At 41.8% G+C, this 21,626-nt stretch carries 25 protein-coding genes; 18 read left to right on the top strand and 7 right to left on the bottom strand.

Translation table 11 applies throughout. The features are described 5' to 3' along the window. Positions 1 to 183: 183 nt before the first annotated feature. From folP to VGA95_11270, 5 genes are read left to right on the top strand one after another with little or no spacing between them, the layout of a single operon-like run. Positions 184 to 969, top strand: a complete 786-nt coding sequence (gene folP, locus VGA95_11290; GenBank protein ID HEX9667124.1) for a dihydropteroate synthase — start codon at positions 184 to 186, stop codon at positions 967 to 969. Positions 970 to 1,020: 51 nt separating this feature from the next. Then, positions 1,021 to 1,854: a diadenylate cyclase CdaA gene (gene cdaA, locus VGA95_11285; GenBank protein ID HEX9667123.1), complete on the top strand. Its 834-nt coding sequence runs from the start codon at positions 1,021 to 1,023 to the stop codon at positions 1,852 to 1,854. Continuing rightward, positions 1,847 to 2,797 (top strand): CdaR family protein, encoded by a 951-nt coding sequence (locus VGA95_11280; protein ID HEX9667122.1) that lies wholly within the window; start codon positions 1,847 to 1,849, stop codon positions 2,795 to 2,797. Before cdaA ends, VGA95_11280 begins: the two co-directional genes overlap by 8 nt. A gap of 13 nt (positions 2,798 to 2,810) precedes the next feature. Then, positions 2,811 to 4,187 (top strand): phosphoglucosamine mutase, encoded by a 1,377-nt coding sequence (gene glmM, locus VGA95_11275; protein ID HEX9667121.1) that lies wholly within the window; start codon positions 2,811 to 2,813, stop codon positions 4,185 to 4,187. Between the two features lie 2 nt (positions 4,188 to 4,189). Continuing rightward, positions 4,190 to 4,903 (top strand): pyridoxine 5'-phosphate synthase, encoded by a 714-nt coding sequence (locus VGA95_11270; protein HEX9667120.1) that lies wholly within the window; start codon positions 4,190 to 4,192, stop codon positions 4,901 to 4,903. Positions 4,904 to 4,969: 66 nt separating this feature from the next. Here VGA95_11270 and VGA95_11265 read toward each other — a convergent pair whose 3' ends face one another. After that, positions 4,970 to 5,449 (bottom strand): transcriptional repressor, encoded by a 480-nt coding sequence (locus tag VGA95_11265; GenBank protein HEX9667119.1) that lies wholly within the window; start codon positions 5,447 to 5,449, stop codon positions 4,970 to 4,972. 181 nt (positions 5,450 to 5,630) lie between these two features. Between VGA95_11265 and VGA95_11260 the strand changes: the two genes are divergently transcribed. The 3 genes from VGA95_11260 to VGA95_11250 all read left to right on the top strand — a co-directional run bounded on the left by VGA95_11260 (position 5,631) and on the right by VGA95_11250 (position 8,408). Then, a complete protein-coding gene (locus tag VGA95_11260; GenBank protein HEX9667118.1) occupies positions 5,631 to 5,975 on the top strand; it encodes a histidine triad nucleotide-binding protein in 345 nt (114 codons plus the stop codon). Positions 5,976 to 6,017: 42 nt separating this feature from the next. Beyond that, complete coding sequence (locus VGA95_11255; GenBank protein ID HEX9667117.1) at positions 6,018 to 7,310, top strand: folylpolyglutamate synthase/dihydrofolate synthase family protein; 1,293 nt, start codon at positions 6,018 to 6,020, stop codon at positions 7,308 to 7,310. A 117-nt stretch (positions 7,311 to 7,427) separates the two neighbouring features. Continuing rightward, entirely contained in the window at positions 7,428 to 8,408 is a 981-nt protein-coding gene (locus VGA95_11250; protein ID HEX9667116.1) for a histone deacetylase, read from the top strand. On the opposite strand, the gene VGA95_11245 is transcribed toward VGA95_11250, so the two are convergent. The 3 genes from VGA95_11245 to rpe all read right to left on the bottom strand — a co-directional run bounded on the left by VGA95_11245 (position 8,405) and on the right by rpe (position 10,679). Beyond that, the gene (locus VGA95_11245) at positions 8,405 to 9,229 is read right to left on the bottom strand and encodes an ATP-binding protein (protein ID HEX9667115.1); all 825 of its coding nucleotides are present in this window, start codon (positions 9,227 to 9,229) and stop codon (positions 8,405 to 8,407) included. The genes VGA95_11250 and VGA95_11245 overlap by 4 nt on opposite strands. A 9-nt stretch (positions 9,230 to 9,238) precedes the next feature. Continuing rightward, positions 9,239 to 9,898, bottom strand: a complete 660-nt coding sequence (locus tag VGA95_11240) for a hypothetical protein (protein ID HEX9667114.1) — start codon at positions 9,896 to 9,898, stop codon at positions 9,239 to 9,241. Between the two features lie 103 nt (positions 9,899 to 10,001). Next, on the bottom strand, positions 10,002 to 10,679 hold the full coding sequence (rpe, locus tag VGA95_11235) for a ribulose-phosphate 3-epimerase (GenBank protein HEX9667113.1): 678 nt from the start codon (positions 10,677 to 10,679) through the stop codon (positions 10,002 to 10,004). Between the two features lie 329 nt (positions 10,680 to 11,008). On the opposite strand from rpe, the gene metK reads away from it, so the two are divergent. The 6 genes from metK to scpB all read left to right on the top strand — a co-directional run bounded on the left by metK (position 11,009) and on the right by scpB (position 16,539). Further along, the gene (metK, locus tag VGA95_11230; protein HEX9667112.1) at positions 11,009 to 12,169 is read left to right on the top strand and encodes a methionine adenosyltransferase; all 1,161 of its coding nucleotides are present in this window, start codon (positions 11,009 to 11,011) and stop codon (positions 12,167 to 12,169) included. 134 nt (positions 12,170 to 12,303) lie between these two features. Beyond that, on the top strand, positions 12,304 to 13,560 hold the full coding sequence (ahcY, locus tag VGA95_11225) for an adenosylhomocysteinase (protein ID HEX9667111.1): 1,257 nt from the start codon (positions 12,304 to 12,306) through the stop codon (positions 13,558 to 13,560). A gap of 22 nt (positions 13,561 to 13,582) precedes the next feature. Further along, a complete protein-coding gene (gene xerD, locus VGA95_11220; GenBank protein HEX9667110.1) occupies positions 13,583 to 14,470 on the top strand; it encodes a site-specific tyrosine recombinase XerD in 888 nt (295 codons plus the stop codon). Positions 14,471 to 14,521: 51 nt separating this feature from the next. Next, a complete protein-coding gene (locus VGA95_11215) occupies positions 14,522 to 15,199 on the top strand; it encodes a site-2 protease family protein (GenBank protein ID HEX9667109.1) in 678 nt (225 codons plus the stop codon). 48 nt (positions 15,200 to 15,247) lie between these two features. Next, positions 15,248 to 15,997, top strand: coding sequence for a segregation/condensation protein A (locus VGA95_11210; GenBank protein ID HEX9667108.1), 750 nt, complete (start codon positions 15,248 to 15,250; stop codon positions 15,995 to 15,997). Next, on the top strand, positions 15,979 to 16,539 hold the full coding sequence (scpB, locus tag VGA95_11205; GenBank protein ID HEX9667107.1) for an SMC-Scp complex subunit ScpB: 561 nt from the start codon (positions 15,979 to 15,981) through the stop codon (positions 16,537 to 16,539). Before VGA95_11210 ends, scpB begins: the two co-directional genes overlap by 19 nt. Here scpB and ybeY read toward each other — a convergent pair. Next, the gene (gene ybeY / locus VGA95_11200; protein HEX9667106.1) at positions 16,519 to 16,947 is read right to left on the bottom strand and encodes an rRNA maturation RNase YbeY; all 429 of its coding nucleotides are present in this window, start codon (positions 16,945 to 16,947) and stop codon (positions 16,519 to 16,521) included. The genes scpB and ybeY overlap by 21 nt on opposite strands. Before the next feature lie 112 nt (positions 16,948 to 17,059). Between ybeY and VGA95_11195 the strand changes: the two genes are divergently transcribed. Next, positions 17,060 to 17,809, top strand: coding sequence for a hypothetical protein (locus VGA95_11195; protein HEX9667105.1), 750 nt, complete (start codon positions 17,060 to 17,062; stop codon positions 17,807 to 17,809). A 148-nt stretch (positions 17,810 to 17,957) separates the two neighbouring features. Further along, positions 17,958 to 18,200, top strand: coding sequence for a hypothetical protein (locus tag VGA95_11190; protein HEX9667104.1), 243 nt, complete (start codon positions 17,958 to 17,960; stop codon positions 18,198 to 18,200). A gap of 116 nt (positions 18,201 to 18,316) precedes the next feature. Here VGA95_11190 and VGA95_11185 read toward each other — a convergent pair whose 3' ends face one another. Then, positions 18,317 to 18,529, bottom strand: coding sequence for a cold-shock protein (locus VGA95_11185; GenBank protein HEX9667103.1), 213 nt, complete (start codon positions 18,527 to 18,529; stop codon positions 18,317 to 18,319). Between the two features lie 377 nt (positions 18,530 to 18,906). On the opposite strand from VGA95_11185, the gene VGA95_11180 reads away from it, so the two are divergent. Beyond that, positions 18,907 to 19,281 (top strand): CBS domain-containing protein, encoded by a 375-nt coding sequence (locus VGA95_11180; GenBank protein ID HEX9667102.1) that lies wholly within the window; start codon positions 18,907 to 18,909, stop codon positions 19,279 to 19,281. Between the two features lie 799 nt (positions 19,282 to 20,080). Here VGA95_11180 and VGA95_11175 read toward each other — a convergent pair. Continuing rightward, positions 20,081 to 20,608, bottom strand: a complete 528-nt coding sequence (locus VGA95_11175) for a hypothetical protein (protein ID HEX9667101.1) — start codon at positions 20,606 to 20,608, stop codon at positions 20,081 to 20,083. 168 nt (positions 20,609 to 20,776) lie between these two features. Here VGA95_11175 and VGA95_11170 point away from each other — a divergent pair. Next, a partial coding sequence (locus VGA95_11170; protein HEX9667100.1) for an aminotransferase class V-fold PLP-dependent enzyme occupies positions 20,777 to 21,626 on the top strand: 850 nt, incomplete at its 3' end.

Here is a 21,626-nt window from a genome sequence, read left to right as displayed (position 1 = left end):
GGATTGCGATTGCCTAAAAATCTGTAAGTAAAAAGCAAGCAAGCATTTTTTATGCAAGAAAGCATATCTCAAGTTGACAAGGTTATCTCTACAGAAAAAGAACAATTGGTTTGTCGCGAAATCGAGTCCAATGATCTAAGACTCAGAGGTTTTAGTTTCGATCTTAGCTCCAAAACGCTTATCATGGGCGTTCTTAATGTAACACCCGATTCATTCTTTGACGGTGGAAGGTATCTTGAAATAGACAAAGCCCTAAGCCATATAGATAGAATGATTAAAGATGGGGCGGATATCATAGATATTGGGGGAGAATCAACGAGGCCTGGCTCATACGGTGTTTCTGAAAGAGTAGAACTTGAGCGAGTCATACCTGTAATCAAAGCGGCTGTAAAGCGCTTCAATGTTCCAGTGTCAATAGATACAACCAAGTCAAAGGTAGCCAAAGAGGCTTTAGAAGAAGGCGCGTCTATAGTAAACGATATTAGTGGACTTACATTTGATCCAGGGATTGCAAATACAGTGGCGGCTAACGAGGCAGGACTTGTTATCATGCATACCTCTTCTCATCCAATAGACATGCAGAATATGACCCATTATGAATCGATTATTCACGATATAATTAAATCACTTAGCGATTCCGTGGAATTCGCAGAGAGCGCTGGGGTGTCACCATACAGTATAATCGTAGATCCCGGCATTGGCTTTGGAAAAACCACTGAACAAAATCTCAAACTTCTGAAGTACCTAAATCAATTACTTGTTCTTAGAAAGCCAGTGTTGATCGGCACTTCAAGAAAATCATTTATCGGTAAAATAATTGGCTCTAATAACTTAGACGACAGATTAGAAGGTACTTCCGCTACTGTGGCAATAGGGATAATGAATGGTGCCTCGATTATCAGGGTACACGATGTGCGGCATATGAATCGAGTTGCTAAGGTAGTGGATGCAATTATAAATGCAGAATGAGTAAATCCTTTTAGCGTGAAGGTAAATTCATCAAATTTGAGGGTTTAAACTGTGTCTGATGCTATATCGAATTTTAGAATCTTATGGGACAGCCTAGACATAATTATAGTTGCCTTGATCATATATTATATTCTGACCCTGATCGAGGGAACCCGTGCAGTACAGATGCTTGTAGGTCTCGGCGCGCTTTTCCTTTTATACCTCTTCTCACAACGATGGGAATTCTTCACGCTCGGCTGGATCTTAGGGCATTTCCTTGGCTCCATAATCTTAATTGTTGTCATACTATTTCAACAGGATATTAGAAAAGCCCTCGCGGCACTTGGGAAAAATCCTTTTCTCATAAATATATCTCCAGGAAAATCAGAAAGACATATTGTTGACGACCTCGTGAAGGCCACGAGCTTTTTATCCAGTCGGCAGATCGGCGCTATTATAGCACTGGAGAAAAATAACAGTCTTGCTGATTTTGTTGAAATTGGAATGAAGATTGATGCTTGGGTATCCGCGGAACTCATAATAAGTATATTCAATCCTTCATCTCCACTGCATGACGGTGGAATAATAATAGGAAATAACAAAATTTTATCCGCCGGATCCTTTTTCCCCCTCGAAACCGATCCGGAACTTGAGAGAGAACTGGGTACTAGGCATAGAGCCGCAATTGGACTATCCAGGGAAACAGATGCCATAGTTGTTGTTGTCTCTGAGGAAACCGGCATTATATCCCTTGCTCATCAAGGCGAATTAATTAGGGGGCTTGATGCAACTTCTCTTACCAACCGCCTTAACGACCTATTGGATTTAAAAAAGCAAAACACAGAAGGAAAAGGTCTTATAAACCGCATACTAAGGAAGAAGCAAGTAGAAAGGACAAGTGTTTAACAGCATACGTAATGCATTTAGAAATATTTTTGTTAAGAATATAGGCAAAAAGATTTTCGCGATTGCCATTGCAATATTTATTTGGCTTGTGGTCTCGCTGGAGTCAAGTGTTGAGAAAAATATTACAATAGACGTCAATTACGCAAACTTGCCTTCGGGTCTAGTAATTACCAATGAACCTCCGGAAGAACTAAATCTTGTTGTTAGGGGCCCACGAAGCCAACTATCATCCCTCTCACCCCAAAGTTTAATCCTTACAATCGACCTCGCTCATGTCTCAGAGGGTGTATCCAAGTTTAACATCCGGACAGAGCAGATAAGGCCACCTCGAGGAGTACAAGTAATTGGAATCAGCCCCGCTGAAGTAACAGTTGATGTGGATGAGTTAATCCGTAAGGATATCGCAGTCGAACCTATAGTAGGTCCTCCAGAAACTGGATATGAGATTATAGGAAAGCCTGAAGCTGTACCCTCTACAGCAACAGTCAGTGGTCCTAAATCAATTGTCTCAGACATGAAGTTTATCCCAACGGATACCATATCAACGATTAGAGAAACGTCGAAGTTCACAATCGAAGTACCTCTGAGATCCCCTAATCGTTTGGTAAAACTGGTTGGTGATAAAACGACTCGCGTTACTATAAATATAGAGGAAAAGACGCTGGAAAAAGCGTTCAAAGACCTAGATATAAAATTTGTAAACTTTGAGAATCTAAATTTTGAACCTAGAGGATTGTTAAAGGCCGAGGTTGCATTCGAAGGGCCTTATAGCCTTATAAAGAACCTGAATAGCAATGATATTGAGGTGTATGTGGATGTTGGTAAGCTTAAAGAATCTGTTAAAAAATTACAGAGATTAAATGTAAGTGTTTCTTATCCTTTTACCGGTAGCATAAAGCTAAAGAAACAGGAACCCAAGACTCTTAAAATAAAATTAAACTAGCTGGAGAATAGATTTGAACCATAAAAGAGAGCGTCTCTTTGGCACAGATGGGATAAGAGGGATAGCAAATCTGCACCCTATGACTCCGGAGATAAGCCTGAGACTTGGAAAGGCTCTTGTAAGTGTCCTGATGGATGAAAAATCAGATGATAAGAGACTGAAAATCGTAATTGGAAAAGACACAAGGCTATCAGGGTACATTTTTGAACAGGCTATATCTGCTGGAATTGCATCAATGGGAGCAGACGTTTTGCTTGTTGGCCCCCTCCCTACCCCTGCGGTAGCATTTCTTACAACAAATATGCGAGCCGATGCTGGCGTAGTGATATCCGCCTCCCATAACCCCTTTGAGGACAACGGAATTAAGTTGTTTGATAAATTTGGTTTTAAACTCCAGGATGAGAAGGAATTGGAAATAGAGGAATTAATTTCAACCGACAGGATCGACAATCTGAGGGTCAGGGGAACAGAGATTGGAAAATCTTTCAGGGTTGATGACGCGCCTGGAAGGTATGTGGTATTTGTTAAGAATACGTTTCCTAAAGATTTAACACTTGATGGGATAAAGATGGTTCTCGATTGTGCAAACGGAGCGTCTTATAGGGTTTCTCCCTTAGTATTTCAGGAACTAGGTGCAGAGCTAACAACCGTAGGTATTAGTCCGGACGGCAGAAATATAAACACAAACTGTGGAAGCTTAAATCCCGAATTACTAAAACAAAGGGTTTTAGAAACGGGTGCTGATATAGGGATCGCCCTGGATGGAGATGCAGACAGAGTGGTTTTTTGTGATGAGACTGGCAATGTAGTCGATGGTGACAAAATCATAGCAGTTCTTGCAGATGAAATGATTTCAACTAGTTCACTGTCAAAAAACACGGTGGTTGCAACTATTATGAGCAATATGGCTCTTGAGATATTCTTAAAAAATAGGGGATGTCATCTGGTTAGGACACAGGTCGGCGACAGATATGTAGTCGAGGAGATGAGGAGAATGGGATGCGATTTTGGAGGCGAGAAATCAGGACACCTAATCTTCTTAAATCACGGAACTACAGGAGACGGGACTTTAGCTGCCCTTCAAATTTTATCAATCATGAAGAGTAAAGGCAGAAATCTCTCTGAGCTTACGAAAATAATTGATCTCTTTCCTCAATTACTGATAAACGTCAGGGTTAAAGAGAAAAGACCCTTTAGCGAAATACCCATGGTTACCAAATTAATCTCGTCAAAAGAAAAGGAATTCAACGGAAAAATAAGAATAAACTTGAGATATTCTGGTACCGAGCCCTTGGCAAGAATTATGGTAGAGGGGGAAGACGATATTATAGTAAAGGAAATCGCCGAAGAAGTCGCCAATGAAATAGATCGGCATATAGGTGAAAGGTAACCATGCCAAGACTGAATGTGAATATAGACCATATCGCTACATTAAGGGAGGCAAGGAAATCAAAAGAGCCGGATCCGGTCCTAGCAGCCTACGTAGCTGAATTGGCCGGAGCGGAAGGCATAGTAGTCCATCTCCGAGAAGATAGGAGGCATATTCAAGACAGGGACCTCTTAATTCTTAGAAAAACCGTCAAGACAAAACTCAACCTGGAAATGGCACCGACCCGTGAGATGATAGATATAGCTTTGGATGTGAGGCCAGATATGGTCACGCTCGTTCCCGAGAAGAGACAAGAAATAACGACTGAAGGTGGACTCGATGTTTTAAAAAGCCCTGAGACGGTCGCCCATGTTGTAAATGAGATCAAAAAAGCTGGGATATTTGTTAGCGTTTTCATCGATCCTAACCCTAAACAAATTGAACTGGTTAGGAAAGCTGGCGCAGACATGGTAGAGATACATACGGGAATTTACGCCAATGCTACAAACGAAAAAGACGAAGAGAATGAGCTCAGCAAGATCCAAGAAGCAATCGAGTATTCGGAGAAGCTTGGGCTGAGAGTCGCCGCCGGGCACGGTCTTAACTATACAAACGTACGGAAAGTATCCACTCTGAAGGGAATCGAAGAATTAAATATAGGCCACAGTATTATTGCTAATGCAGTTATTGTAGGAATTGAAAAGGCTGTAAGGGATATGGTCGCCCTTTGCCGCTAAGAAATTCAATTTCTGTAAATTCTATACTAATTGATCTAGTACGGATTATCCTGGTTTTCCGCGTCATTAAAAACCAGAAGCACTTTCCTTTTGTTCAGGGCAAGATGAGCAGTAACCATAGAGCTCTAGCTTATGATTCATTACATTAAAATTGTTCATTCTTGCCACCTGGTGCGAGCAGGATTCGATTTGGTTATTGGCAAACTCTATAATTTTCCCGCATCCAATACATATGAGATGATCGTGATGTTCTCCTTCAAATTTTACCGGTTCATACTTGGCTCTACCATCTCCAAAATTCCTTTCGAAAGCGAGACCGCATTCTTTAAAGAGCTTTAGTGTTCGGTAAATCGTAGCATAGCCAATCCTGGGATAATGTTTCTTGACACTCTCGTAAAGCTCATCAACCGTTACATGCTTACCGAGATAATTGAAAAATTTATCAAATATAACGTCTCTTTGAGTCGTGGATTTAAGGCGCTTCTTCGCGATGTATTCCTCCAGGTACTTTTTCCGTTCGGCCTTTGGTCTAATCTTTGGAATCAATTTCGGTTCCTTATTTATGTTTTTTGATAATAAGTATCAATTGTACAAGATTATTTGATATTATCAACTAAAAAATACCATTTGGCAATAATTACCACTACATGGTCAAGTTTCCTGTTACAATTTATAATTCTAGCTATCATATACCCAACCAAATTTTTAACTGACGAGGAGAGCAAGAATGGATGATTGCATATTTTGTAATATAGTAAAAAAGGAAGCGGACTGCGACATAGTTTATGAAGATCCTGACTCTATGGCATTTACTGATATAAATAAGCAAGCGCCGGTCCACATTCTGGTAATCCCGAAGAAGCATATGCGCTCCTTAGCCGAGATTAAAGATGCTGACTTACCGATTATCGGACATCTATTCGATGTGGTAAATAAGGTGGCACAGCAACAGGGTATAAGTAAAAAGGGATACAGACTGGTTATAAATTGTGGTATAGAGAGCGGGCAGTCCGTATGGCATCTTCATATACATATGTTGGGGGGACGGAGGATGACCTGGCCGCCCGGTTAATTAATGGATAACCCAAAATTCATAAGAGCCAGACACTGAAAAATGCGTAACGCAATTAACTATCTCAATTCTCTTGGCGCACACAGGATAAATCTGGGTCTTGATAGGATTTCAAAAATCCTCGAAGCCTTTGATAATCCACATAAGAAATTAACCTGTATAATAATTGCCGGAACAAATGGCAAAGGTTCCGTAGCAGCGGTCATCGCATCCATACTACGCGCTGCTAGATTCACGGTTGGTCTCTACACATCACCTCATCTCGTCCGAATTTCAGAGAGAATAAAAGTAAATGACGAGGAGATATCCCTTAGTGATCTGAACCGACTGATCATGACGATTAAAGGAAAGGCTTCAAAGATCTTAACCGAGCAACCAACTTATTTTGAGGTATTAACGGCTGTTGCATTTGTATTTTTTCATGAAAAACAGGTGGATTACGCAGTGCTTGAGGTAGGTATGGGTGGGAGGTTTGACGCCACTAACATAGCAAACCCAATCGTTTCTGTGATAACGAACATTTATTTGGATCATACTGAGTATCTCGGAAACAATATCGACAAGATTGCCTACGAAAAGGCGGGAGTGATTAAATATGGAGTCCCGGTTGTCACTGGCACAGATGGATCGGCGCTGAATGTTATAAGTACTACGGCAGAGAAAGAATCTGCCAGAGTGTTCTATATGGGAAGGGATTTCTCCTCAGAATCAGAAAACTTGGCTTACTTTAACTATAAAGGTCATTCATTCAATTTAATAAACCTTCAACTTGCGCTTCCCGGCTTATATCAGATTAATAATGCGACATTGGCAATTGCCACAATAGAGATCCTGTATGAACGTTATGGAATAGACATAGATGAGAAAAGTTTAAGGATAGGACTTTCAACAGCTAATTGGGAAGGCAGGATGGAAACGCTGAGATCAAATCCCCCTTTGATTCTGGATGGTGCACATAATCCTTCTGCTGCATATGCATTAAGAAGCTCACTTAAGCATGCCTACCCAGAGAAGAAATTTCTATTCTTATTAGGAATGCTTGCCGACAAGGATCATGAAAATTATTTGAGAGAATTATCCCCCATCACCGAAGGTATGATAATCACAGATGTTCCATCAGAAAGACATATGCCCTCAGAAGATCTTGCAAATATCGCACGGAGTTATGTTAATAACGTAAGAGTCATGAATGATTCCAAAGCGGCTTTCATCGAGCTTCAAAAACATAATTCAACCCCGGCCTGCATCACTGGCTCTCTTTATCTAATTGGCGCCATAAAGAAATTAATAATGGAAGATTCTAAAAGCATTAGAAAAAAACGAAAGTTAGTATAAAATATGGAGACTTACATCGGATCCAAATCTTCTTAGTCTCTATTTTCCTGTAGGAGGTCGTAGATTAAAAAGCTAGGGATCTTTCTTGATAATCTTTATTTTCAACATGACAATGGCATGGGGCACCCAGAGTCCCAAGACCGTCTTTTGGCCATTTGGGATATGCTTCAGGAAACTAAGCTAACCGAAGAGCTGGAAGTATTGCAGCCCAGGGATGCAACCAAGGAAGAGATATGTCTAGTTCACGATCCAAAATACTTTGATATAATAAAATCTACAAGTGGGAAGCCTAGGGTATTTCTAGACGCCGACACATCCACCTGCCCGGTATCCTTTGCTGCAGCGGTTCGCGCAGCAGGAGGTATGTTATCCGCTATTGATGACATACTCAACCGGAAAATCGATATGGCATTTCCTTTGGTGCGTCCTCCGGGACATCATGCTGAAAGAAATATGGCAATGGGATTCTGTCTCTTTAATAACGTTGCAATAGGCGCAGCCTATATTATTAAATCACGGAATTTTAAAAGAGTCTTAATTGTAGATTGGGATCTCCATCACGGAAATGGGACTCAGAATATGTTTTATGGCTCTCGAGAGGTTCTATACTTCTCGACCCATCAGTATCCTCATTATCCTGGCACTGGCTCCTTAAAAGAAGTTGGCATGGGCGATGGTGCCGGCTACAACATTAATGTACCACTTCCTGGGGGCATGGGGGATACTGAATATACAAAAATCTTCTTTGAGATTCTCGGCCCCGTGATAGAGCAATTTCGTCCGGAGTTTATCCTGGTCTCAGCGGGTTTTGATGCCTATTTCGAAGATCCGCTAGGCGGTATGAAAATAACACCAAAGGGATTCGCGCAGATGACAAGGTTTCTAAAGGAGGCAGCAGAGACGTATAGCGGTGGGAACATTATTTTCATTCTCGAGGGTGGATACAGTCTTGAGGGTCTTTGGCTCTCGACAAGGGAGGTTGTAGAGGAATTGATAGAGAAAAAGAAAACGGGCTACCCTGCAACAGGTCTAAAGACGAGCGCAGATTCAATTATCGCAGATGTAAAGAGTACACACTCACAGTACTGGAAATTTTAAACGTTTCTACGCACCCTTCTTCTATCGATGCCTCTGAGGTGAATGAATTCACACATTTCATGGAGTCTGGATGTTATCCTTTTGCCAACCCTTAAGTCAAGAATTTCATAATCCTCGACCATGTGATCCTTCGTATAATCACTTGAAATAAAATTAGTCGTTATGAGTGTAGTCTTTGAAGCATTGTATCTTTTTGAGATCAATTGATCCAGGATGTTTAATTCCCAGTCATTACTCTTACCCTTTCCTAATTCATCGATCGCCAGGACCTCCGTATCAATTAGTGGGTTGAGCACCTCGATCTCCGGAGTCCCAAGTGAGTAAGCCTTTTTCAGTTCCGTTAGAAGATCAAAGAAATCCTGAAACATACACTTTACACCATATTTTAGGGTGAGCTCGGATATTGTTCCTATGGTGAGATGCGTTTTCCCTAGACCCGATGCCCCCATGAGTAGGAAACCCAGTTTTGTAGGGTACTTCTTCACGAACTCTTCCTTCGCATACTTTAGAGCCCTTTGTTGAGACTCGTTATTCGATGGATCAAAACCTGCGTCCACCTGTAGCACATGGGAAAATTTTGCCGGTATCCCCGCCATGTTATAGAGTTTTACATTCCGACGTACCGTTCCACATGTCTCACACGCCTTGGTGTGGATGTAACCAGCTTTATTTTTAGTGAGTACCAACCCTGATGAATTGCAATCAGTGCATTGTAGCACACAATTACACACCCGTGCGTTAGCGTATTGACCCTTCTTTTCAACAATGTACCCGTCGCCATAACAAATCTCACATCCGATTACGCTTTTCTTTCTAACCATAGTTCGTTATTAATAGATTCTGTTGAAGTTTATTAATTTTAACTCTTTTGTCAGCAACTCATTTCGAAATGAGACAAGACTTTCACCGCGGGCCCGTTCGGTCATGAATCGTTCTCTGGTGCTCAAATGGGCCTCGGCCTGTGTGATTAATCTTTTCTTATCTATTCCGGACATATTCTGGAACAAACCTTCATAAAAATCAGCCTCAATCTGTATTAGTCGATTAAACACGTCAGCTTCACCCTCCTTAAGAAGATCTAATATTCTCTTCCTTGATTTTATATAATGTTTTCTTATAGATTCCCTTTTTTCAGATGATATTATTTTATTGAGTCGTTCCACTGTTAATTGAATCATATCCTCATTGCCATGCTTGGCCTCATTTAGATCAGTTTGCTGGATGGATTTGTATTCCCTGATCAATTCCTCGACATAAACTGCACATTGAGTTAGACTTCGAAAATTCTGTTTTCTATCGTGATCATCGCTAAAACCTTTCTCAAAGGCTCTTCTAATTCCCCTTATGACTATCTCTTTGGGCACTGACCTCGACCTCCAATTCACGATCAGGTCATACTCTTTAGGTGAGAGCATGATGCCCTCCCCTTTTAGATTCAGATAGTAATTCTCAATATCTCTTACAAAGTCATTTAAACTATTGCCTTTCAAAGCTCTCTTCCCTTTTTAGTGTTCAAAATCTCGTTAATTGTAGGCCGGATTGTCATAATAATATTACTAACTCTCCAGTGCAATACAAAGATTGATTTATGTTCTATTTAATTGAGTTTTTGATCTTCCTTCGCATTTCTCGAATTGTCTTGGCGTAACTATTGGTTTTGAAAATGCCGGACCCGGATACAAACACGTCGGCTCCGGCTTTTGCTACTTCCCCTACGTTATCCAGGTTTATTCCACCATCCACCTCGATCAAGGGCCTGTGATCCAAAGTGTCTATAAGTTTTCTCAGGCGTTCCACCTTAGGAATCATTGACGTTATAAAACTTTGACCTGCAAAACCGGGTTCAACCGTCATTATCAGTATTAGATCTGCAAAAGGAATTATTTCCTCTAGTGTGGTGAGAGGGGTCAATGGGTTCAACGCGATACCAGCCATGACACCATGCGATTTAATCTTAGATATTGTGCTGTGTAATAATTTACAGGTCTCATATTGTACCGTGATAACCTTCACAAATGGGTCTCCGGCGCGGACGTATAATTCCACGCAATCGTCTGGATTATCAATCATCAGGTGGATGTCCATCGGTGGAGATGGAATGCTCTTAAGCGCCTCGATTACCGGTACCCCAAGGCTTATATTAGGCACAAAATGACCGTCCATTACATCAACGTGAATCCACTCAACGCCGCAGTCACTGATTGCTTTTACCTCATCCCCTAACCTAGCGAAGTCAGCTGAGAGAATTGAAGGCGCAATTATTTTGTCCATATCGTTTTATACAATGCTTCTCAGAGAAAATATCCTCAAAGTTTTCAATATAAATGAAAATAGCCTGAAAGATTAGGTATCAAAAAATGCTCGCTAAATTCACACCTGATATTACTGAATTTGAAATCTAATATACGATTATACCATCTGCATTCAGCGTATACGATATATTATTTTTGTTTAAATTTATTTCCATAAATGCCAGTATGATCCTGAGTTAAGTTGACTCAATATAAGGATAATAAATCCCGTAATTCCTTGACTTAATTAGTTAAAGGATTATATTTTTTGCGTTTTACGGGAGGCTGTTAGGCTAGGAGATAATTCGTATGGCTCAAAAAGATTTCATATTCACCTCTGAATCTGTTACAGAAGGGCATCCTGACAAAATGGCTGACCAGATTTCGGACGCGGTACTCGACGCAATTATTGCCCAGGATCCGAACGGCAGAGTAGCATGTGAAACCCTTTTAACCACAGGATTGGTGGTTGTAGCGGGCGAACGCACAACCACTGCGAATGTGGACATTCCAGAGGTCGTGAGACAAACGATAAGAAACATAGGATATGTAAATGGCTCAATGGGATTCGATGCTGAGAATTGCGGTATTCTGATGGTAATGGGCAAACAGTCTCCAGACATTGCCCTCGGTGTTAATCCTTCGGAGGATAGGGAACAGGGTGCGGGAGACCAGGGACTCATGTTTGGCTATGCTATAGATGAGACCGCTGAACTCATGCCGACTCCGATCATGTATTCTCACAAACTCGCAAGACGCCTGAGCGAGGTGAGAAAGAACGGCACTCTACCCTTTCTCAGACCAGACGGAAAGACTCAGGTAACAGTCAGGTATGAGAACAATAAACCAAGATCCGTTGAAGCAATTGTTGTGTCATCTCAACATTCACCCGAGGTATCCAACTCGACAATTCATGAAGGCATCGTAGAGAATGTTATAAAACCGGTAATCTCTGAAGAACTATTATCATCAAAAACTAAGATTTTTATAAATCCCACAGGCAGGTTTGTGGTAGGAGGCCCGAAAGGGGACGCGGGACTAACCGGGCGAAAAATCATAATAGATACCTACGGTGGGTGGGCAAGGCATGGAGGCGGTGCATTCTCCGGCAAGGATCCTTCAAAGGTTGACAGAAGCGCTAGTTATATGGTTCGTTATATTGCCAAGAATGTTATTGCGGCGGGTCTGGCAAAGAGGTGTGAGGTACAAGTCGCCTACGCAATTGGTATTGCCGAGCCGGTGTCGGTAATGGTCGATACATTTGATACAGGGGTTGTCCCTGAAGAGAAGATTTCAAAGGGTATAAGAGAGATCTTTGACCTGAGGCCCGCTGAAATAATAAAAACACTTAAACTCCTTAGACCGATCTACACAAAGACAGCGGCATATGGGCATTTCGGAAGAGAAGAACCGGATTTCACCTGGGAGGCAACCGATAAGACAGAATTATTGAGAAAGGCAGTTCAATAATAACATATCAAAAATTTGAAATAGATTGGTGAAGCTAAAGGCATATCATTTCCCAAAAAACTTATCTAAGTACCAATCATCACAAAAAAACTCAAGAATGTGTTAAAAATTTTATAACATATCGGAGAATATTCATGAAATACGATATAAAGGACATAAGATTGGCGAGAACGGGCAAATTAAGAATCGAGTGGGCTGCAAACGAGATGCCTGTTTTGGCCCAAATCAGGAGTAGATTTAAAAAGCAAAAGCCCCTCAAGGGAATAAGGATCGGGGCCTGCCTGCATGTAACTACTGAAACAGGAAACCTCGCGATAGCCTTAAAAGAAGGCGGTGCCGACGTGGCTCTTTGCGCCTCAAATCCGCTGAGCACGCAGGATGACGTTGCTGCGTGTCTTGTGAAAGATCATAAGATATCAGTCTTTGCCATAAAGGGCGAGAACACAAAGACCTATTACAATCACATTAACGATGTATTGGACACCAGACCGCAGATTACGATGGACGATGGCGCTGATCTGGTCTCAACCCTCCATAAGAAAAGGGTTGATCTTCTTGACAATCTAATAGGAGGAACCGAAGAGACAACAACCGGCGTAATCCGTTTAAGAAGCATGGCTGAAAACGGTGTCTTGAGGTATCCGATCGTAGCGGTCAACGATGCAAACACGAAACATCTCTTCGACAATCGATACGGGACCGGACAGAGCACCCTGGATGGAATCATCAGGGCAACAAATAAACTAATCGCAGGAACAAACTTTGTCGTTTGTGGATATGGATGGTGTGGCAAAGGGCTTGCGATGAGGGCCAGGGGACTCGGTGCAAACGTAATAGTCACGGAGGTCAATAATCTAAATGCACTCGAAGCCGTGATGGATGGTTTTAGGGTAATGCCGATTGATGAAGCGTCGAAGATAGGTGACTTATTCTGTACTGTTACGGGGAATATCAATGTTATAAGGAAAGAGCACTTCCTGAAAATGAAGGATGGTGCAATTGTATGCAACTCAGGACATTTCAATGTCGAGCTGGATCTAGATGGGCTCAAGAGTATATCGAAGGGGAAAAGAGATTTTAGAGAATACGTTGCTGAATATACGCTCAAAAACGGTAAAAGGATAAATGTCCTTGGCGAAGGAAGATTAATAAACCTTGCCGCTGCAGAGGGACATCCCCCGAGTGTTATGGATATGAGCTTCGCAAATCAAGCCCTCTGTGTCGAGCATCTGGTTAAGAATTCCAAAACCTTAGAGAAAAAGGTGTATAATGTTCCTGTTAATGTGGATATGTTCGTTGCCGAATTGAAGCTTGATTCATTAGGTGTAAAGATCGATAAGCTTACACCTCAGCAAAAGAGTTACCTTCATTCTTGGGAATTGGGCACTTAGAATTTCAGATCTAAATCTTAGGATGAACAATCTTGTAGATTCATTTCTCTCTTATCAGGCTGCAGTAAAAGGGCTCTCAAAAAATACACTGGAAGCATACGGAAGGGATGTCCTAAAATTTATAGATTACCTCGAGAAAAGGAATATATCCGGGATTGAGGGTGTTAAGTACAACGACCTTTTAGAATATCTTACCACTCTGCTGGATGAAGGTATCAATATCAGATCAGTTGCACGCAATCTGGTTTCTCTTAAGCAGTTTTTTAAATTTCTGCTTCTCGAGAAGATCATAGTTGAAGATCCCAGCCTTAACATAAAAACACCCAAAATGAAGAGAAGCATTCCGGGCTTTCTATCATTAGAAGATGTGGAAAGGATCCTCTCCTCACCCGATCCCACGTCATATGAAGGCATAAGGAATAGAGCGATGCTGGAGACATTGTACGCCTGCGGCATCAGGGCATCAGAACTTGTGAACCTTGATCTCAATAGTGTAAACTTTGAGCTGGGTTACCTGATTGTATACGGCAAGGGTTCAAAGGAAAGGTTAGTGCCAACGGGTGAGAAAGCCAGAACTGCCTTGAAGGATTACCTGGCTCTATCGAGACCAAATATTCTTAAATCGAGGAGTTCACCTTACCTATTTGTTACCAGACGCGGTGAGGGAATGACTCGTCAGGGGTTTTGGAAGATTCTGAAAGCCCATGCAATTAAGTGTGGTATAAATAGAAAAATAAGCCCTCATACTATAAGGCATTCTTTTGCTACACATCTTCTAGAGAGAGGGGCAGACCTGAGAACAATCCAGATCATGCTCGGACATTCTGATATTTCGACTACACAGATTTATACACATATCGCAAAAGAGAGGCTAAAAGAGATACATAAAAAATATCACCCCAGATCTTGAATTTGATTGTCTTTTTATCGTTATTTTAAACAGTAAATAGAGATCTCATACATGGATTTCAACTATAAACTCATCATAATCCAGGCTCCTGTTATTCTGTTCGCACTTACGATTCATGAGTATTGCCATGGCCTGGTTGCCAAGTATTTGGGAGATGATACTGCGCTCAGGCAGGGTCGGTTAACCCTGAATCCCATCGCTCACCTTGATGTAATCGGCACTATTCTGATGTTTCTGGTTGGCTTTGGCTGGGCGAAGCCTGTCCCCGTAAATCCACTTAATTTTAAAGACCCCAAAAAGGGAATGCTTCTCGTCGCACTTGCCGGTCCCGTTTCTAATCTGTTGACGGCCATTGTTGCCGGTATATTTCTGAGAAATCTAATTCCCAGTATTGTAACATTCGATCAGGCGACGTCGGGATTTTACTCAACACTTCTCGTGGTGATAGTTCTTACCGTCATTTACGGAGTGGGGCTTGCTATCTTTAACATACTGCCAATACCCCCGCTGGACGGCTCGCGAGTGCTCTATGGACTTTTGCCTGAGAGACAAGCATATGCCTACAGTAGGTTTGAGCCTTACGGAGTAATGGTATTATTCGCACTATTCTTATTTGGGGGACGTATCTTTTCGGTCGTTATTTGGTACCCTGTTTCAATAATTACCGAACTAATTTCAGGGCTGGGTTATGGTCAACTTTGGCAAATAATCCATCATATTACTAGATGAACATCGAAGAAATCCTGTATTATATGAATCACGGAGGCATCGCCGACTTTGGACAGTCCTGAGACATGCTTGGTTAAAGTACAGGCTTTCGAGGGTCCTCTTGATCTTTTGTTACACCTTATAAAAAAACATGAGATCAACATTTACGACATCCCAGTTGCTTTAATCACACAGCAATATCTTGAATACCTGAATATGATGAAAGAGTTGAATTTAGAGATTGTCGGAGACTATCTGATAATCGCGGCAGAGCTCGGGCATATCAAATCAAAGATGCTGCTGCCAAAGCCTGAAGATGATGATGAAATTGAAGAGGATGATCCCAGATCCGACCTCGTAAGAAGGCTCATTGAGTACCAGAGATATCAAGAAGCGGCTGAACAGTTCTCCAGGCTTGAAGCGCTGGAAAGGGATGTGTTTACAAGATCGTATGAGGACGACACGGCTGATGACGCAAATCAGCTGTTAACGGTTGACCTCTGGTCGTTAATCGATTCTTTAAGAGAGGTTTTCAAGCGCAGAAATCTAAGTATATCAGAGGGAATACAATTTGATATTGAAACAGTCACACTGGATGAGAGGATTGAGGAGGTAACATCTATACTTATTTCAAGAAAGGAAATGAGGTTTGAGGACCTCTTTAGAAAAAATGCATCGAGATTGGACCTGATCATTACATTTCTTGCCATTTTAGAGCTTATAAGAGCTCGTACGATAAATGCATATCAGGAATATCCGTTTGGACCGATAAAATTAGCCTACGCGGGAGAACATGTAGCTTGGAAAAAGAACACTTAAAAAAGGTGATTGAATGCATCATCTTTGTTTCAGAAAAACCGCTTTCAATACAGAGGCTCCAAAAGGTATTACCTGAACTAAAAAGAAGTGAAATTAGTGAGTGTATTGAGGAGCTGATAAGCGAATGGAATTCCCTAGATAGGGGATTTAGATTGCACGAGGTTGCCAACGGTTATCAGTTCAGAACCAATTCGGATTTCAGTGAGGAAATTATCCGTTTTAAAGAGACCAAGCCATTCCGTCTGAGTCGTGCCGCTTTAGAGGCACTCGCAATAATCGCCTATAATCAGCCCATCACAAGACTTGAGGTTGATCAGATAAGGGGAGTCGATTCAACAGGTGTCATAGGAGTTCTGTTGGAAAAACGCCTCGTCGAAATCAGTGGCAGAAAGGAGGTGATCGGAAGACCATTCCTGTATGCAACCACCAGCGAATTTCTCGAGACCTTCGGACTCAGAAGCTTGAGGGACCTCCCCAGCCTTAAAGAGCTTGAAGAGATAGAAGCATCGTTTGAAAAACCTTTACAGGGACTCGATGCTTGATAGGATTTCTAATTCCTTTTTCCTCATTACCCTGGCTTCATTTTTTTTCTTATGGTCATATCCCAGGAGATGCAATATCCCATGTATCATCAATTTGTGAATCTCATCTTCAATGTTTAATTTTTGCAGCTTTGAACGTCTTATTGCCGTGTCAATCGAAATAATTACATCTCCAAGCATGGAATCATCAGGGCCGTCCTGGGGAAAGGACAGGACGTCGGTGGTCCGATTTATGTTTCGATAATCGGCGTTCAGCTTCCGCATTTCCTCGTCGTCGACAAATGCTACACACAACTCCTTATTTCTTGAAACATCGAGTGTTTTAAGTATGAAAATCGCTTTCCTTTTCAAATTCTTCTTCTGTTCGCTCCTTAAGCGATTGACCCTGTCTAATATTGATAATTTCATATGAAAACTTAAATTACCCAATTTCAATTATCTGATCAATTTAACTAGCCAATTCTCTTTCGATTGCTAAAGGTTTGTAAATCTAGGTTATAATCCTTCTAAACAATCCATCATGAACTCAGATTATCTGTTTGAAAAAATTGAAGCCCTTTTTAACGAGTCCGGATTCAATATCGTAAGTAAAGTTAAAACAAACGACTACCACAAGAATGTTACACAGAGAGAAGGCTTGGATGAATTCTTGCAATGTGGTAAATCCATCATCCTCATAGGATTTGCCGGTAATGAGTTCTGGGATATCTTGCGCACATTCTTGAGAAATAATCCTGATTTCAAACAATCTCGGATTGATTGGATAGATGATTACACGCAATTGATATTCAAATCGGCAGCAGAGATTTTAGAAGAGAGCGGTGTTTCATACGAAATTATTTTTCCGTTCGGTACCACTGCGCTTGATCTGGACTTTATGGAATTGGGAAGAATTTCCGGAGTAGGAGTTGACAGCCTCCTGGGAATACTCTTACATCCCGAGTATGGTCCCTGGGTTTCTCTAAGAGGTGCTATACATACCGATCTGGTATTCTCGGCTTTTGATAGCCCGCTCAAGAATTTCACCCCCTGCCCTCCTTGCCCCAAGCCCTGCATCACAGCATGCCCCGCGAAAACCATTTCAAACAGGGGCTGGAATTGGGAAGCGTGCATGGATTACCGCCTGAGCAGTGAAACTTGTGAAAACAATTGTGCATCAAGGCGAGCCTGCCCGTATGGGAAGGAGCATCAGTATACTGAAGAACAACTTGCCCATCATCACAAATTTGTACTTAAGAGTGTAAAACAGTGTCGGACGAAGAAAACATAATTATTAAGAATAGCCGATCCGACACATATATGTAGGGAATAAAAAGGACTTGAACGGCATTCCAAAAATTGCGTTAAGAAAATCAGAAACGAAGACGTATAGAAAAATTTGCTGGTTGCGGTTGGATTAAATTTTTTAGTCGGAGTTAATGATTTTTAGCAAATTTTTGGGCAGCCCAGTCCTGAGCGATGTCGAAGGGTTGCTTCTTTGTATCAAGACAAAGAAGATAGAAAGGCGAGTTAGATCAATGAAGAAAAAACTGGAAAAGATTCTATCCTCGAAATTCCTGGCTTTTACGATTGCGAGTGGCAACGCCACGAAGCAATCTTCTACTCAACCAAGCCTCGCCTTCCATTGCCGAAATCTGTATTCGGGAATCCACACCTACTAAGATGAAACTACTCGATGCACGTGGGCATACGTTCAGGACCCCATTTACATTTGTTAAATAAAAAGCCCAGCAAATTCGCTGGGCTTTTTTATTGTTCGCCTTAGTTAAATATGAATTTACTTAGCGGGAACAACGTTTTGGGCCTTTGGGCCTTTTTGCCCTTCAGCAACCGTGAATTCTACACGTTGTCCTTCATCAAGTGAACGATAGCCGTCGCCAGCTATATCACTGTGATGAACAAACACGTCTTTGTCATTTTGGCGCTCAATAAAACCAAAACCCTTGGTTGCATTGAACCACTTGACAGTGCCAATCTCACGTCCTGCCATGTTAAGGTACCTCCTATCTATAAAATTGGATCATGCGAGTGGTTCAGAAAAAAATTTAGACGCGAATCTTAATTTAGAACAGAACTACTACAGCAAACTCCTTAGTTAAATATACTCTAATTTAAAGCGATGTCAATCTCATCTGGACAATCCATCCGCCCTATATAATGATCATTTATTCAAATGTCGAGGCACGGTCCCAAGTAATTGAACTCAAAGGGGTTTAATTGGCATCCCAATAACCTGCGTCAAGAAAGTGACAATAACTTTTGTCGTCTCGAAGTTCTGACGCCATATTCCTGTTTCTTTATTCGCTTTCTTAAAGTAAAACTCTTGGTATAATTTCTTAACATATTTAGATTCCCGAGTGTATATATATGATTGTGAAAAAGTTTATGACTCCCGATCCTGTGACAATCTCTCCAGAGGAAGACATCAATGATGCTTTTCACCTGTTGTTAGAGCATCGCTTCCGCCAGGCTCCTGTCGTTGAGGATGGAAAACTAATTGGCATTGTTACAGACAGAGACCTGCGTACCGCACTCTTTCAGACTTATGTAGAATCAGATCTAACCGTGGGCGATGTCATGCGTGCTGGTCCCGTCACTATATCCGAAGATTCGGAGGTCAAGGATGCGGCCCGAATAATATGTGAATGTAAATTCAACGCCCTCCCTGTAGTTTCCGGCACCGGGGACCTGGTGGGGATCATAACCACAACGGATATTCTGAGGGGTGTGCTAAAACTTTAAAATAAACCGTATACGGGCTATTTCTAAACGTCATACATATTTTAGATATTAACTCGCGAATTGCCTGTAGCTTCCTACACGGTTTCCAATGTCGTTGGCGTAAGTGTCTCGTAATTCGAGGAGAGAAGCCAAAAAAATAGTAAATTTGGTCGAAACTTAGTCATCCGTCATCCTCGAATGCTCTAATCGGGGATCCATCTTTTAATTTTTTATTTTCTTTGTCTTGATACAAAGAAGCAACCCTTCGATCCTTCGATAAACTCAGGACAGGCCCTTCGATGAAACTCAGGGCTCAGGACTGGGCTGTCCAAAAATTCGCTAAAAATCATACACTCCGACTAAAAAATTTAACTAGTGAATTCCCTGTAGCTTGCTACAGGGAGTTTCATTCCAACCGCAACCAGCAAATTTTTCTATACGTCTTCGTTCCTGATTTTCTTAACGCAATTTTTGGAAGGCCGTTCAAGTCCTCCAGAAGATCGATGACATGGAAACCTATCGGGGCAAGAATATCCCGACTATCCATAATAAATACCGTCATCAATAACGATAGGCGGGGTTTTCCAACCCCGCATAGGTAAAGCATAAGGAATCCAAACCTAACCTGTCCTGAGCATTGTCGAAGGAAGGTTTCCGCTCGCAATTGACTGAAAAGACTGTTCGTTTAGGTGCTAATACCCTGCAGATTGCTCCAGCGTGAATCATTATCAGGCAAACAGTGGTACCCACTTGTTGAAGCCTTTATTTCGCTCGCCTCATATTTGTCTCAAGACTATAAATTGTGTTTCTAGTATAAGGTTCAGAAATGACCCCCATTAGTCGCGATAGTTTCCGCCCAACCCTTATTGACCTTCGCCCTCACCCTATCGCCTACCATGACTCCATGGAGCATCTGGTTCGTAGCCGAGAAATTAAAGTTCTCGCCATTTTGCATCTTAACGCTGACAAGGCTGCTTTCTTTGCCTGTTTGAATCGCCGTTATCTCGCCCGACACCCACTGAAATCCCTCTGAATCTTTCTTTGGATGTACAATTTCTACAGGCTTTCCGAGTCTCGCGATCGATTGCGCCCAGCCATTCACAACCTTGGCTGAAATGCTCTCACCAACCTGTATTCCTTCCATCTTATCGTTGGTAGAAGAAAAGTTAAAATTTTCACCATTTTGCATAGTCACGCTTACAAGGCTGTTCTCCTTCCCCGATTGGATGGACTCAACTACCCCTGATACCCAGTTTACACTATCGGAGTCAGTTTCCTCTTCGGCAAGAGCCATGCTAAAGTTCATCATGGAAACCAAGAGTATCACTGACACAATGGTTGACTTCATTTTTTACCTCCATTCTTCGAACGATCGACCTATCCTAAAATAGAATGCCTGATCATATCTTAATATTTTTAAATAATGTCGCGTGAATCTCAAGTCAAAAGAAAAGGATCGTGTATTTTAAAATAGTACCATTACAGATTATGATATTCGATCAAGAAGGAGAATAACATGGATATAAGCCGTAGGAAGTTTGTCAATTCAATCGGTTTAGCAAGTGGGGCAGTCTTGCTAGCACAATTTTCCTGTGCAAGGAGACCTATTGAGCCGATTGAGGAAAAGCCTAAAGAGATCCTTTACGAAGACGACTGGGAACAGGTTAGAAGGCAGTTTGACCTTAATTGGAATTATGTGCATATGTCTTGTTTCCTCCTAGCTTCTCATCCAAAGCCTGTAAAGCAGGCAATTGAAAGGCACAGGCACGGTTTGGATGAAAATCCTGTTCAATATTATCGTGAGAATTCTAGAAAATCCGAGGAGGGGGTAAGGCTCGCTGCAGCATCATATCTTAACACCCATTATTCTCAGATCGCGCTGACGGACAGTACCACCATGGGGCTGGGTCTTTTATATACGGGAATCAAGGTCAGAGGGGACCAGGAGATCTTAACGACTGAGCACGAGTATTACTCTACCCTGGAATCTCTCGACTTGAGATCGCTCAGGACGGGTGCCACAGTTCGAAAGATAAGCCTTCACAACGGAAGCTATAACACATCTATAGACGAGTTAGTGGGCAATGTCTACCGCTCAATCAGCCCCGGGACAAGGGTTATTGCCCTTACCTGGGTTCATTCCAGCACGGGGCTTAAAATACCGGTGAGAGAGATTGGGGAGATGGTATCATACAAGAATAGATCTAGAGAAGATGATGATAGAATCCTTCTTTGTGTCGATGGCGTTCACGGGCTAGGGGTTGAAAACGTTAATATAGAGGAGGTCGGATGCGACTTTTTCGTCGCCGGCACGCATAAATGGATGTTTGGGCCGAGAGGGACAGGAATATTTTGGGGAAGAGATG

It is taken from the genome of Thermodesulfobacteriota bacterium (assembly GCA_036397855.1).
Taxonomy (GTDB): domain Bacteria; phylum Desulfobacterota_D; class UBA1144; order Nemesobacterales; family CSP1-2; genus DASWID01.
Note: the sequence above shows the minus strand (reverse complement) of the source record. Positions and strands in the feature narration are given on the sequence as shown.